The organism is Chlorogloeopsis fritschii PCC 6912 (genome assembly GCF_000317285.1).
Classification (GTDB): Bacteria; Cyanobacteriota; Cyanobacteriia; order Cyanobacteriales; family Nostocaceae; genus Chlorogloeopsis; species Chlorogloeopsis fritschii.
This window is the reverse complement of record NZ_AJLN01000110.1, coordinates 1-14,625: the sequence shown is the minus strand read 5'-3', so window position 1 is coordinate 14,625 and position 14,625 is coordinate 1. Positions and strand designations below refer to the sequence as shown.

The 14,625-nt window shown below is 38.6% G+C and carries 13 protein-coding genes; 7 read left to right on the top strand and 6 right to left on the bottom strand.

Going from position 1 to position 14,625, the window contains the following annotated elements:
* Positions 1 to 325 precede the first annotated feature (325 nt).
* The 3 genes from UYC_RS0123385 to UYC_RS0123375 all read left to right on the top strand — a co-directional run bounded on the left by UYC_RS0123385 (position 326) and on the right by UYC_RS0123375 (position 2,474).
* Positions 326 to 856: a YdcF family protein gene (locus UYC_RS0123385; RefSeq protein WP_016874875.1), complete on the top strand. Its 531-nt coding sequence runs from the start codon at positions 326 to 328 to the stop codon at positions 854 to 856.
* A 358-nt stretch (positions 857 to 1,214) separates the two neighbouring features.
* A complete protein-coding gene (locus tag UYC_RS0123380; protein WP_016874876.1) occupies positions 1,215 to 1,745 on the top strand; it encodes an alpha/beta hydrolase in 531 nt (176 codons plus the stop codon).
* Positions 1,746 to 1,868: 123 nt separating this feature from the next.
* Entirely contained in the window at positions 1,869 to 2,474 is a 606-nt protein-coding gene (locus tag UYC_RS0123375; RefSeq protein WP_016874877.1) for a YbhB/YbcL family Raf kinase inhibitor-like protein, read from the top strand.
* 180 nt (positions 2,475 to 2,654) lie between these two features.
* Here the strand turns inward: UYC_RS0123375 and UYC_RS0123370 are convergent, their stop codons facing one another.
* A complete protein-coding gene (locus UYC_RS0123370; RefSeq protein ID WP_016874878.1) occupies positions 2,655 to 4,061 on the bottom strand; it encodes a carotenoid oxygenase family protein in 1,407 nt (468 codons plus the stop codon).
* Between the two features lie 261 nt (positions 4,062 to 4,322).
* On the opposite strand from UYC_RS0123370, the gene UYC_RS0123365 reads away from it, so the two are divergent.
* Positions 4,323 to 4,742, top strand: a complete 420-nt coding sequence (locus UYC_RS0123365; protein WP_016874879.1) for a lysozyme inhibitor LprI family protein — start codon at positions 4,323 to 4,325, stop codon at positions 4,740 to 4,742.
* A 610-nt stretch (positions 4,743 to 5,352) separates the two neighbouring features.
* Here the strand turns inward: UYC_RS0123365 and UYC_RS0123360 are convergent.
* Positions 5,353 to 6,183: a metallophosphoesterase gene (locus UYC_RS0123360; RefSeq protein ID WP_016874880.1), complete on the bottom strand. Its 831-nt coding sequence runs from the start codon at positions 6,181 to 6,183 to the stop codon at positions 5,353 to 5,355.
* A 100-nt stretch (positions 6,184 to 6,283) separates the two neighbouring features.
* The gene (locus UYC_RS0123355) at positions 6,284 to 7,855 is read right to left on the bottom strand and encodes a GMC family oxidoreductase (RefSeq protein WP_016874881.1); all 1,572 of its coding nucleotides are present in this window, start codon (positions 7,853 to 7,855) and stop codon (positions 6,284 to 6,286) included.
* A gap of 335 nt (positions 7,856 to 8,190) precedes the next feature.
* On the opposite strand from UYC_RS0123355, the gene UYC_RS0123350 reads away from it, so the two are divergent.
* Positions 8,191 to 8,646, top strand: a complete 456-nt coding sequence (locus tag UYC_RS0123350) for an orange carotenoid protein N-terminal domain-containing protein (RefSeq protein ID WP_016874882.1) — start codon at positions 8,191 to 8,193, stop codon at positions 8,644 to 8,646.
* Between the two features lie 172 nt (positions 8,647 to 8,818).
* Here the strand turns inward: UYC_RS0123350 and UYC_RS0123345 are convergent, their stop codons facing one another.
* Entirely contained in the window at positions 8,819 to 9,370 is a 552-nt protein-coding gene (locus UYC_RS0123345; protein ID WP_016879686.1) for a GNAT family N-acetyltransferase, read from the bottom strand.
* A 232-nt stretch (positions 9,371 to 9,602) separates the two neighbouring features.
* Entirely contained in the window at positions 9,603 to 11,777 is a 2,175-nt protein-coding gene (locus tag UYC_RS0123340; protein ID WP_016874884.1) for a DEAD/DEAH box helicase, read from the bottom strand.
* Positions 11,778 to 12,080: 303 nt separating this feature from the next.
* Here UYC_RS0123340 and UYC_RS0123335 point away from each other — a divergent pair, with 303 nt between their 5' ends.
* Complete coding sequence (locus tag UYC_RS0123335; protein WP_235181631.1) at positions 12,081 to 12,635, top strand: hypothetical protein; 555 nt, start codon at positions 12,081 to 12,083, stop codon at positions 12,633 to 12,635.
* Positions 12,636 to 12,680: 45 nt separating this feature from the next.
* Complete coding sequence (locus tag UYC_RS0123330) at positions 12,681 to 14,096, top strand: serine/threonine protein kinase (protein WP_016874886.1); 1,416 nt, start codon at positions 12,681 to 12,683, stop codon at positions 14,094 to 14,096.
* Positions 14,097 to 14,183: 87 nt separating this feature from the next.
* Here UYC_RS0123330 and UYC_RS0123325 read toward each other — a convergent pair whose 3' ends face one another.
* Positions 14,184 to 14,570 carry a hypothetical protein gene (locus UYC_RS0123325; RefSeq protein WP_016874887.1) on the bottom strand — a complete coding sequence of 129 codons (387 nt, stop codon included), beginning with the start codon at positions 14,568 to 14,570 and terminating at the stop codon, positions 14,184 to 14,186.
* Positions 14,571 to 14,625 lie beyond the last annotated feature (55 nt).

The window sequence follows — 14,625 nt, the reverse complement described above, 5'->3', positions numbered from 1 at the left end:
GCAGTTATCCTACAAGTCTCAATGAATATGGAATGAATATTTTTATGAGAGCATTGAATTGACATACAACAAAGTTGCAAGAGTACTTTGCATCTGCTCCAATAAATAGATAAAATCTAGCAGCAAATCCGTAAGAAGTACCTGCTAGTTTCGGGTACTGGTTACGGGGCACAAAGTTGGGAAAATAACCAAGATTTAAATCGAGGCATATTTTCACAACTCTGTAAATTTATACTATTATTCTTTTTCAAGAAAATTCTATTGAAGTTGCCAAAGTTATAAAACCTTGAAAAAGCTACTGTCTGCAGCAATTTCTTCCCGATTTATGCTCCTAATCCTACCATTGGCACTGTTATGGAGTTACAAGGAAATACAAAGCCAATTTCACCAACCGCAAGCGATTTTAGTCTTAGGTGGTTCCACAAGAAAATTAGAACGAGAAAAGTTTACGGCAGATTTTGCCCGTAAGCATCCCAATTTACCGATTTGGATTTCTGGGGGTAGCCCTCCAAGTGTGACAAGAAAGGTATTTACTAAAGCAGGAATTGATACTAAACGATTGCATTTAGATTACCGGGCAAATAATACAGTAGAGAACTTTACAACATTGGTAGGTGAGTTGGAAAACACTGGTATTAAAAGTGTCTACTTAATTACTTCCGACTTTCATATGCGACGTGCGACTGTTGTTGGCGAGATCGTTTTGGGTAGTAGGGGAATAACTTTTAAGCCAGTGCCAGTTCCTTCTGATAACTCCCCGGAACCATTAGCCAAATCTATCCGTGATGGAGTCAGATCCATTGTTTGGGTTGCAACTGGTTATACCGGAGGAAATCAGTTGCCAAATGAGCATTAACTTTGAATTTAGAATTACAGGAAATATTCTTACAAAATTGTTAAATCAGATTTTGAGCCTGTTTCGGTAAATATACTGAATTGTTCTACGGCTATGGAAAATATTTCCGTAAATATTCCGGAATGTATTGTGGCTGATTAGTATATAGTTAATGTGCGGTGAAAAACCGCAATTAAATCCAAGAACTATACCGAATCAATTAACTATTACCAACTATCTAAAGGCATTACTCTACCCCCTTTCCGAGATTCGGAGAGGGGATAGTATTTTGTAGGAAAATATGGCTACTGATACTGATGAAACGGGACTACTTATCTCTAGCGTTGAATTATTCTGAACGTTTTTCAATTTATAAGCAATGAAGTACCCGTTTTACAAGGCGTTTTATGTGATAGCCAGTGTTTCTACTTTGCTTTTCAGTACAAGTACGTTTGCAGCTCAAAGAGTTGTTTTTACATACAATATTTTTCGTGAATCAGTGTCGGTAGACGAATTAACAAGCTTTGCTGAAACCGGAGAAGCTTCACCTAGATTAAATTACTATTTAAACCAAACTAGTCAAGATCCACAGACAGTTCGCAATATCTTAACTCAAGAACTCAACGCCAGTCCTGTGGTTTTAGATCGAGTGCTGAATAACCCAATTGGTGAGTTTTTACTGGATCGGATTAGTCAAACAATTCGTACTCCCTCCAATCGAGCAAATCGGCAAGCTCTGCGTTCGGCAATAGTCTTATCTGCCAGCAAAGACAATAGAGTTTCATTAATTGAAATTTTGCAAAATTATCCGACAACAGAAGTTTATGTAGAGGGCGATCGCCTTGCTGCGACATATAACCAACTCAGCATTTTAATAGAAGGTTTGCAAAATGTGTTAGGTAAACGTTAATCATCAATCTAATGATGGATGCAACTAGCAACATAATCTGCCATTATCTGGAATTGCGTTCGCGCAGCGTACCGTAGGTAATTGCCCGCATCGCCGAGTCGCCAAATAGCAAGTGTAAAAGCCATGATTAAAAGGCGAGTTTTTCTTCAGCAAAGTCTAAGCATCTTTGCTCTGTTAGCTTTATCTGCGGCTAGTTGGGCTGCTACTGCCAGCGGCGATACGCTTGTTATGCCTACCAAGAGCGATCGCTCAACCAGGGAGGTGAAAAATATGAAATTGGCAAGCAGTGTACTGGAAGAAAATGACTTCATTCCTGCCAAATATACTTGTGATGGAGCGGATATCTCCCCTGCTCTCAGTTGGGATGAACCTCCACCAGGAACCGAAAGTTTTGCCTTGATTGTAGACGATCCCGATGCACCCAGGCGGACATTTGTTCATTGGGTTCTTTACGATATACCCGCTACAGTTCGACAATTATCAGAGCAAATAGCAACTGTAAAAACTTTATCTAATGGCGGTGTTCAAGGAAAAAATGATTTTGGTAATCTTGGTTATGGTGGGCCGTGTCCTCCTAGTGGCACTCATAGATATTTTTTCAAACTTTATGCACTAGATAAAAAGTTAGGCTTACAACCAGGTGCTACCAAAAATCAGCTAGAAGCAGCAATGGAAGGACATATCTTGGCAACAGCAGAATTAGTTGGACGCTATCAGCGTCAGCGATGAGATGGTTAATATTTAATGGTTAATGGTTAATAGCAACTACTGTATGGGCGGGTTTAGAAGATAAATTGTCGGTTTTAACCCAAAGATAATCAACAAAACCCGCACGGCAGTCGCACTCGACGCGCTTAACCCGCAAGGGCGCGCTGCCTCCCCTACTAACTACTAACCAATGACTATTGACTAACCATTGTAATATTCTTCCGAAACCCAAGCACCGTGGAATCCATAGGGTACGCGCTGGGGAATTAGCACTCGCGCCACTGGTTGGGATGTAACATCTTGGGCATCGACTACTACAAGTTCAGAACTTTCAGAAGCGTTATCGTAAACAAAAGTAATAAGCCAGCCATTATCCTCGCCCTTTGTTTCTCCTTGAGAAGAGGAAACACGAGGTACAAATACTGCTTCTCCACCGTAGCGCCCTTGTCCAAATTCATGAGTTTGGGAAGTACCATTGTGGAGATTGTATTTGACGATCCCATCAAACAAAGGCATGGAACTTTTTACCATTTTGCCAGTGTAGCCATATTCAGTTTTGCGCCCCAACAAGTTTTCATTCACGCGAGGAAATTCTGAGGGTATATCGTCTAGCATTTCTTCGCGTACAGTTCCACTACTGAGGTTAAAATGCCAGCGATGCAGGTGAGGGATATTTCCTTGGGGATCGCCTTGAGAGTCTTCAGATGCCAGTACAGTAGTAGAATTCATCCGACAGGCAATAAGTACAACTTCGTCTTTTTCCTCATAGGCATTGAGAGTGTGGAAGATGTAACAAGCCGGACTTTCAAACCAACGGATATTACTATTGTCACCATGACGGGGGAGAATACCAAAGCGACTGGGGCGATCGCGCTCAAACATCATCAGAGGTTCTCCCCTTTGCATCCGTTCTGTACTAAAAGTCAGCGGCAAATCCATAAAAATTGTATAGTTTTCGGTGATGGCAAAATCATGCATCATCACTGGGATTGGCAAATCAATAGGCACTGTGTGCAACAGTTCACCACTAGCTGAAACCACACCGTATTGCAGATAAGGCGGACTAAAGCTATAGCCAAAAAACATCATTTCACCTGTAACCGGATCTACCTTAGGATGAGCGGTAAAAGGAGAAATCAGTTTGCCATTGTAGGTGTATTCACCAATAGTTTCTAATTCAGGAAGTTTGATGGCGTGAGGCGCACCTCCTTCCCACAGCGCTAAAAATTGACCAGCGTGCCATACCAAAGCAGTGTTAGCAGTATTCTTATAAGAACCGTACGGGTTATCTCGCTGTGGTGGTTCTAATAATCCAGTCCAGATAGCTTTACCTGCTTCATGCTCGATTTTCCATCCTCTTGTTCGCACGTAGCGGTTACGGTAAGTAGCTTTACCATTACTAATGCGTACACCGTGTAACATTCCATCTCCATCAAACCAATGGTATTGACCGATCGGTGTCCATTGGGGGTTGGGGCCATTTCGCACGAACATTCCTGATAAGTCGGGAGGTAATTCACCTATGACTTTGAGGGTATCAGTGATAATTTCTTTATGTACAGGCGCAAAGTTGCCATCTAGATAGGGATTTACTGCTGTTGTTACCATAGTGTTTTTTTAACCGAAGTTAATATATGACTGGTTATTTGTATATTTTGGCTTGGGAATTTAGTGGTTTGGAATGAGGAATTCCGGCTCACTCAGAAAAATTATGCTGCACAAAGATACTATGTTATTTAATAACTTCAGGTGTTATATTTAACAATACTTCAGCAATCTTTAGGTATTAAGCTAGCTTGACTGTATGCCTAAGTGAAGCTAGAAAGGTGTTTCTATGATTTCAATATTTTTAATCTTCTTGAGCATTTTATGTATAAAAAATCAATTAGTACGATAATATTGGCAGTAGCAGCGATCGCACTCTTATTTATTCTAGCTATTCCTAGTTTAGCGACGCCAAATGAAGTGATTGCTCAAAAACCCAGAATTGATTGCTCTAAGGCGACAACGACACCAGAACTTAAGTATTGTTCTCAACTATCCTACACAACTGCGGACAAAAAACTAAATCAGGTTTACCAAAAAGTTATACCAACTTTAAACAGAGAACCAAAAAAATTACTGATTACAGCACAACAAGCATGGATTAAGTTTCGGGACAACAACTGCGATTTTGAGGTTTATAATTCTCGTGGTGGAACAGGTTATGAAATCTTTCGTAATGGATGTCTCGAACGGCTAACTAAACAACGCACCAAAGACTTAGAAGATTATTTAACAGCTAAGTGAACTACCAACCTTGCCTATCTAGTTTATTACGATAAGCATTTTACGTTTAATTATGTCCACCTACTTAATTAAACGAACTCAAGATCCCCGACTTTTCCAAAAAATCGGGGATCTTGTTTATTTTCCCCAGCAGTGAAGCAAATACTATTGTTTGTGTCACAATTTTTATTCAATTATTGCGAAAAATTATTGTGAATAAATCTTGGTAAAGTATCAATCTCTATCGAGAGGAGTAATGCTAGTCTTATAGACATAAGGCACAAACAAGCTGAAACTTCAACCAAAGTTTTTAGATAGGAGCCTGTGCCACCTGCTCCCGTCTAGTCGCAATCAATCCGATGAAGATGGCATCCAAGAATGTGTTTTCGCCTTGAATCTATTGAGTTCTTGTGGAGGTAACCGAACGCACAGCCAAGAATGCCTGCCTAGCTGAAATGAAGGATGCTCTAGTCGGAAGAGAAGAATAAAGATTGCGAATTTTGTTCACCTTAGTTGAGTTACTTGTATCTGACTTTTAATTCTAAAAAACCTGTTGGATGGTTAATTAACTGCCGTTAGCTAGTGACGTTCGTCGGTCATAGTTAGCGGCAGCAAAGTTTTATGTATTTTCTTACTTCTGTAAGGTGATAACAGTCACTTCTGGTGGGCAAAACAGTCGTCCTGGAGCGTAAGTTCCTAAACCACGATTAACATATAATTGATTTTCTCCCACCCGATGCAACCCATATGCCCATTCCCAATGGCGCACTACCTTAGCGCAATCTGCTCGCAAAAATGGTATCCACAGCCGCACTTTTCGAGGAATTTGGCGAATCAGCTTTTTGTAATAAACAACAGCAGGGCCAATTCCTGGTAAGATAATCTGACCACCATGAGTATGACCAGATAGCTGCAAATCTACCCGCCATTGTTGTAGAAATTCGGCGGTATCGGGGTTGTGAGATAAGACTATACAAGGTTTTGCTGGATCTAACTGGTTCATGACTAGTGCAGGTTTAAATTCCCGCGACCAATAGTCAGCTAATCCTACTAGTGGTATTTCTTCTCCCAGCGGATAGGCAATTTCATTCCAAAGAACTTTAACATCAATACTAGATAAGGCATCTGTGATTTCTGCTTTTGAGTAGCGATAGTATATGTCATGGTTGCCAAGTACAGCATAAATACCAGCACGGCTTTGCAGATGTTTGAGTCGCTGTACTAGTTTATGGATTGGGGTTGGATCGTCGGTTATATAGTCACCCGTTAGTACAACTAAATCTGGTTCCGCTTCATTACTGATTGCGATCGCCTGTTCTAGCATTTTTTCAGACAAGCGCAGCCCATCGTAGTGCAAATCTGACAACTGCACCAGCTTCGTACCTTGCAGCGATGCTGGCAAGCCTTCAATATTAACTGTCAGTGTCTCTACACTTAAATTTCCAGACAAAAACCTGTGCATAATGCTGACATTACTCCTCATACCAGCGCTTTCAGCTTAACATGGTGCGTAAACATCAACTCACTGATGCACTTTTGCATAATCTACCTTTAATCCTCGCTTAATCATCAGCCCGTGTAATCATCTCAGCGGCTTTTTCAGCGATCGCGATCGTAGGTGCATTAGTGTTACCACCCACAATAGAAGGCATAATTGATGCATCCACAACTCGCAAACCTTTGACTTTATGTACTTGAAGTTGCGAATTAACCACCGACAGAGCATCATAGCCCATCTTACAAGTACCAACTGGGTGATATAAAGTTTCTCCCATATTACGAATAAAAGTACGAATTTCCTCATCATCTTGTATCTGAAATCCAGGGAATAATTCCTCACCCCGAAATTCATCAAAAGCTTTCGTTTGTACTAATTTGCGAGCAAGTTTTACACCTGCAACTAAAACTTCTAAATCAGCGGCTTTTTCTAAATAATTTGGCTGAATCACAGGTGAATCTAAGGGATTAGTAGAGCGTAAATAAATGCTACCTTTACTTTGTGGAGATAAAAGAGTAGGAACAAAGGTAAATCCGTGTCCTTCAGGTTTTGTGAAGCCATGATTTAAGAAATAAGCAGGAATAAAATGAAATTGTAAGTTAGGAGTTTGTAAATCAGGATTAGTTTTGATAAACCCACCTGCTTCTGCAACGTTAGTTGTAAGAGAGCCATTCTTAAAAAGTAAATATTTTAAAATATTTTCTATTTTTTCAGCATTTGCTAAAGATATATTTTTAGTGCATTTATAAACAACAGACACGCACAAATGGTCTTGTAAATTTTGTCCTACACCAGGTAAATCGGCTACTACTGGAATTCCTAAAGCATTCAAGTGTTCCTTTGAACCAATGCCTGATAACATTAATAACTGCGGTGAATTAATAGTGCCACTGCATAAAATCACTTCTTTATTAATATTGATTTCATAATTAGTATGATCATGAATATAATTTAAACCAATTGCTTGTTGATGAGCAAAAATAATTTTTGTTACTTGGGCATTAGTTTTAACAGTCAAATTAGGTCGATGTAAAATCGGCTTTAAATAAGCCGCTGCTGCACTGTGTCGTCTACCATCTTTTTGAGTTACTTGATAAAATCCTACTCCTTCCCTTTCTATACCATTAAAATCATTATTTAGCGAAAAACCAGCTTCTAATCCTGCTTTTACAAAAGCACGTGAAAGTGGGTTAATACAACGTAAATTGGTAACGTTGAGAGACCCACCTACACCATGATATTCATTTCTTAATATTTCCTGATTTTCAGATTTTTTGAAGTAAGGTAATACTTCTTTATAACTCCAACCTTCATTACCTAAATCGTACCAATTATTATAATCATGCCAGTCACCACGAATATAAATCATGGCGTTGATTGAACTACTTCCGCCTAAAACTTTACCACGAGGCCAATATAGCTGTCGATTATTTAAGTAAGGTTGCTTTTCAGTATAATAAGCCCAATCATATTCAGTTTTAAATAATTTGTAGAAGCTCGCTGGAATATGAATTTCTTGTTTTTGGTCTGGATTTCCTGCTTCCAAAAGTAGCACTTGAGTTGTTGGTTCTTCTGTCAAGCGGTTAGCCAGAACACAACCTGCTGAACCTGCACCAATAATTACATAGTCATACATTGAAAAGACCTCATTGTAATTTTTTCAGATAAAGTTTTTCAGGTTATTTATATAGTAATCTTATTTAATTGATAAAAATTAAATACACAGATCCCCGACTTCTCAAAGAAGTCGGGGATCTTATTTATCACAAATATTTTAGACTGCTATTTTTCATTTAGCTCAAAATGTATTAATTGCATCTGTCAAAACTGTCAAAAGCTGCGAAACCTATTTCTACCTACGGTGGGGTTAATACATAAGAGCTGATTTATAAGATTTTGTGAGTGAGGTGCAGTAAATAGACATCTGTAATTTTCACTACGCATTTTTGGTAAAGCAATTGGAGACATTTTATGACATTTGCAACTGATGAAAGAACGAAACAGGCTGTAGAGCAGTTTCGTGGCTTTGATGTTGATACTCAGTTAGCGTTGCTGTGGTTTGGTTATCTAGATATTAAAGACAAACTGATACCAGCAAATCAAACTTCTGCACAAGATACTGCTGCTGCTTTGTACGATCAAATCCAAGCAAAGTCTAAGGAAGAACAGCTACAAGCACAACGCGATATCGCTAGCCGTGCAGATACGGATATTAGCCGTGCCTATACTGCTTTGAGTTCTAGCGCCAAATTAGATGTATGGTTGCGTCTAGCACGAGGCATGGAAAACAATACCATTATCCCCATGCCTTCTGACTATAAATTGCCCGAAAACACAAAAGGTTTCGTGGATACCATCAAAAGTTTGGAATTTGAACAGCGCGTTGATTTCACCCGTAGTGTTGTGATGGAAATGGGTGCTAAGTAAGTAGGGGATAGGAAATAGGGGGCAGGTAATACTATTTCACAAAAACTTTGATACAAATACAATCTGTGTAGAGACGCGATATATCGCGTCTGGGCAAAATTCATCTGTATCGTAATTAACGTGAAACGGTATAACAGGGAAAAACTGTAACCTGTTCCCTATATCCTGTTACCTACTGAAGTGCTTCCCATTCAAGGCGCAGAATGCCATACTGAATTAGATCGAAGCGCTTTCCCTCACGTTGGATAAAGCTACGCTGAACTCCTTCTTGACGAAAACCCACTTTTTCATGAGCTTTCATTGACCGGATATTATAGCTAATGGTTGTTGAGCCTACCCGGTAGAGGTTTAACTCTCGAAAAGCATAACCGAGAATAATTTGCAGCGCATCTGTGCCATAGCCTTTACCCCAATATGCGCGATCGCCAATGGCAATGCCTAGTGATGCAACTTGGTGCATCCACTGGATATCAAACAAACCAGCACTTCCAATCAAAGTATCATCTGCTAAAGTTCGCAAATGAAAATGGAACCCGTTTGGTGAAGCTATCAGGCTGGCTTCAAACTCTCCCCAAGCCTCTGGAGTAATCGGGCGTGCCGGATCGTTATCCATGATTCGCAAGTATTCATCATTTTCAGACCAAAGGGCGAAATATTCGTTATCCTCAGATCTAGGTGCAGCAAGGCGAACCAACTTACCTGCAAACAGTGGTTTAAATTCCATTGAAAAATCCTTTGTTGGTATATCTTTAAGTTCGTAAATCAAAACAAGATTGCTTCGCACGAGAAGCGTAGTGCGAACTTCAATCGGGCTGTACTCATTAACTAACGAGTATTAGCCGAGAATTACGTTTTTATTGAATGACAGGCAACAAAGGCGATACCTAAAAGGGAGAAATTACATTTTGTAGTATTAACTAACGGCTGTGATTTGTCAAGTCGCTTGTATATAATCTTCATTCCCAACTTTTTACTTGTTGTCTCAGTTCTTCCATATCTAAATAATCGCTAGCAAAAGCTTTGCGCAAAAGAGGGTGAGGGATAAAGCGATCGTACTTTTGTATTTCTGGTGCTTCTGCATCACTTAATAAATCCTCTGCTGTGATTCTTTGTTCACACAAAGAGAGAATTTCTGGATATAAAGATGAAATTTTATCCTTACCTAATTTCAGAGTTAAGAAATAGGGATTTACACAGTTAATACTTTTAATTTCTAAAGACTCCCGACAAAAAGAATTAAGCAATCTTTCTAGAGTGCGAAAAGTTTTCGTACCCAACCAGGGGAAAATACAACATTTGTCTTTGGCTAATTGTAAAATATTTTTTTGAGCTAATCCAGAATTTTGGGCTAGTTCGCGAACTGATTGCAAACGTTTGACAGCATTCTTTTGCAAGTAGGGATATTCCACATCTTCAATCAATATCTGTCGCATCCGCTGCAAAATTCGTGTATGAATAGAGCCGCTACCGCCACGCCAAAAAATACTTGCTTGCCCTTCCACTGGTTTAACTAACACAATCTTTTTTTTGAAATTAATTTCTACAACTTCCCAGGTTTTACCTGCTAACGCGAACTGATTGCCGATAGGTGGTGGCATAACAATACTGCCAATTTCTGTTTTATCTTGTTTAACACTATATTCTTCGTTATCTGGAAACACAGCATAAAATTGAAATTTACCAACTACCTTTTCTCCTACCAAGCCCAAAATTAATTTGCCCTGCTCGGCTAGCTGAATGTGATTAATATCAATTAAATAGCGTAGTAGTAATTTGAAGTCTTCCTTAGAAATATTAATAAAAGATGGTAAACTAAAAACTTTCTGAGCAAGGGCTGTTGGTGAAATTGCCCCAGAGACTGCTAAGATGCTCATTGTCTGGTGGTATAGCAAACTAAACGGATATTGAATCGGTTTAATTGGTTCGATCCATCGCTCTTCTATATAAAGTTGAATAATTGCAATACACTGTAAAAGTTGCCAAGGAATTTGTTCTGGTAGGGTTGCTTCTGGTGATAGCTCTTCTTCCGTGCAAACAAAGCGCATATCTGCAGGTTCGCCTCGTCTTCCTGTACGTCCTAAACGTTGTAAAAAACTAGCAACAGATAGCGGTGATTCTAACTGAATGACTCGTTCAAGATAACCTATATCTATGCCTAATTCTAAAGTCAAGGTTGCTGCGGTAACAGCGGGCTGATTTGGTTCCCGCATCGCATTTTCAGCTACTTGTCGCAAGCTGGCAGATATACTACCGTGATGCACGTAATAGTTATCTGGTTGTCCTTCCTCTGCGGCAATCTTTCGTAAAAGTGCAATGACAGATTCGGTTTGGGATTTATTGTTAGCAAAAATTAGGCACTTCCGAGATTTACTGAGGTTGTAAATATATCTTTCGTAGGTACTTGTTTCTGAAATCTCATCACATTGACTAAAATAAAAATGTTCTAAAGCCAGTCGAATTTGCCGCTTTCCTACTTCAATTTCTGGAGTAATAACTGACTTTTCTGTTCCAGAATGCAACCATTCTTCAGCCATTGAGTAATCACCGAGAGTTGCTGATAAACCAATTCTCCGAGGTTGTTTTTGTGTCAAATTCTCTAAACGTTTTAATTGACAAAGAATTTGACAACCTCTTTCTGTGCCCATAAAAGCGTGAATTTCGTCGATGATGACAAACCGTAAATCACCAAAGATACGAGTAATATCGTTATGTTTATTTATTAATAAGCTTTCTAAAGATTCTGGAGTGATTTGTAGAATGCCTTGGGGATTTTTTAGAAGCTTATTTTTATGGCTTTGAGAAACATCACCATGCCAATGCCAAACAGGGATATTTGCTTCTCTAAGTAAGTCATTAAGTCGTTCAAATTGGTCATTAATTAAAGCTTTAATGGGGCCAATATACAATGCACCGATGCTGATAGAAGGATTTTCGTGTAATAGAGTTAAAACTGGTAGAAAAGCGGCTTCTGTTTTTCCAGAAGCTGTACCTGCTGCGACTAATAAGTGGGCGTCAGTGTTAAAGATAACTTGACAAGCTGCAATTTGGATAGGTCGTAATTCAGTCCAGTGATGATTGTAAATATATTCTTGGATAAATGGTGCGAGTCTGGAAAAAGTAGCATTGCTCATAGTTAAACAAGAAGATACCCGGCATTGCTAGCGATTTTAGCAAAGAGATGGTGTATGATTCGCCACCACAATCCTGAATTTGGGAGAATAGCGATCGCTTCTGTACCGGGCTAATTCACAGCACTCCTCACAAAAGTACGGAAGAATACTCAGCTATATTGGCATAACTAGATAATTTACCAGTGCTTCACATTACATTTAAATACTTCCAAGTAATCCTACGATAGGAAAAAAGTAAGGAGCAAAGCTATAAAAGTAAAGTAGGATAACAGTTTTTAGCTAACTTTATCAATCAAAATGAGAGTGACTAATCTGAATTATAGAAAAAAGTCTTATAGAAAAGTAGCCATGCTGAAAAATAACAATTTTATAGAAACTTTTATTCCATCAGTTGGTTTATTTTCACGTTTTATTATTACTAATTTACTTTTGTTAATTGTGCCTACATATCTCATTAGCTTTATGTTAATAATACTTTCATATCAAGAAAGTTATTTTTTAATACCAGTTGTGATATTGCTTGCATTTATTTCGTTAGTGGTATTGTTAATGATTTTAATAGGTGAATTTGGAGTCAAGCGGCTTTGTATCAATAACCAAGAAATTTATTTGGTATGTGAATTATTAGGAGTGCGATTTTTAGTACCTTTTACAATCAGATCTAGGCAAGATATTATTCGGATAGAACGAAATCAAGATGCCTGGAATAGGTACTTTTTAACCATCTGGGCTGGGAGACAAAAGTACGAAATTTTCACTGATGACTTGCATTTTTTCTCTGTGACAAATCCTGAACTGGATTGGTTAGCCCAAGAGCTGAGTAATTGGCTAGATTTACCAATTAGCAATCACAACTAAATTACACCAAATCCTTTTTAATAATAATGAGAGGAGTAGTAGGTAATGGCGGCTCAGGAATTAGGAGATTCAAACAAAGAAGTGCTGTCGGAACGCTACGAAGTACAACAAGAATTGGGTAAAAAAGCCGGGCGGCGAACCTTACTAGCTCGCGATTTGCAAACTCAAGAGTTAGTAGTTGTGAAAGTACTGTCTTTTGGTGATGAATTTGAATGGAACGATTTAAAACTATTTGAACGAGAAGCCGAGACTCTCAAAGCACTTTCTCATCCTGCCATTCCCAGTTACATACACTACTTTGAGTTAGATTTACCTAACAACAAAGGATTTGCTTTGGTACAAAGTTACATACCTGCTCAATCTTTAGAAGCGCAACTGAAAGCAGGGCGTAATTTTAGTGAAATTGAAGTCAAACAACTGGCAAAAGCTATTTTAGAAATTCTCCAATATTTGCATGAGCGTCAACCACCTGTAATTCACCGCGACATCAAACCTAGCAATATTTTATTGACAAATCGCTCTGGTAATAGTGTAGGTGAAGTTTATCTGGTAGATTTTGGCTCAGTGCAGACTGTAGCGAGAAGAAGCAGCACGATGACGGTTGTGGGAACTTACGGCTATATGGCACCAGAACAATTTAGTGCTAGAGCTACACCTGCTTCTGATTTTTACAGTTTGGGTGCTACTTTAATTTACTTGGTAACAGGTCAACATCCAGCTGATTTACCGCAAACAGATTTACGGATGGAATTTGAACAGGCTGCGAATATTAGCCCTAGCTTTAGTAGATGGTTGAGAAGGATGACAGAACCGATCGCCAGTCAACGTTTTGTGTCTGCAAAGGAGGCAGTGCGATCGCTAGAGGAAGCAAGGAATGCTACTTTGACTGAAAAAAGAGCAAGTAATTTAAGAATTGGCAAGCCTGCTGGTAGCAAAGTTGTGTTAACTAAGAATGCTGATTTGTTAGAAGTTATTATTCCGTCTATTGGATTTTTTTCTGCTTCTAGTTACTTTTGTTTATTTTTATGTGGATTATTAGTTTTAGTATATAGTTTTCTATTGTTTCTAGCTGGAGGCTCTGGAAATCTTTCTTTGACGTTTTCTTTATGTTTTATAATAATTTTAATTATCGTTTTTTTTCATATTTCTTTATTTATATATGGGCGCAAAATACTTTGTCTTAATCGACGAGAGATTTCATTGAAATATGAATTGTTTGGAATTGAACGTTATAGTCCTCCACCAAGCCGCAGGCAAGATATTATTCGTCTAGAACGCACAAAGGATGCTTACAATCAACCTTATTTGGCAATTTGGGCAGGTATGCGGGCTTATAAAATTTTTACTGGTTTAACGAGTTCATTGAATTGTAAATATTTGTTCCCTTTAAGTACCCCAGAACTTGACTGGCTTGCTGAAGAAATTAGCGATTGGCTTGGCTTACCAATAACCAGAGAATAAATTTATTTGTGCCATGCTACTACAACGAAAAAAAGGGTGGAATACCCACCCTAAAACCATTTCAGTTGACATCAAACAGTCTGAATATTAACGAACACCAGCAGTGGTTTCGTGAGCATTACTGTATGAATTCATAATGCTATTGATTGTACCGTAGACTTTGGTGTAATTATTTTCATGGTAGTTACCATACAAATAAGAACCCGCAGAGTGAACGGTAAAATCATCAAAGGAAACTAGTTCTGTTCCACTGTACCAATCGTATTTGTAGCTAACATCACCATCTTTGTAAATTTTATCAGCCCAAGATGCGTAGTATTCATTCCGATATGAATTGGTATGAGAATCAAGCTTTAAATCAGTTGTGGTTTTAGTGTGGCTATTTGTCCACTCGTTACGAACAAAAGTTTCGCCAGCTAAAGCAGGGGTAGCAAAAAAAGCAGCCAAAATTGCTAAACCAAGAACTTTCTTCATGGGTGTATCCTTTTTGTAAAATTAGTCATCTTTTTCAGCCTCAAATTTCGGTAAT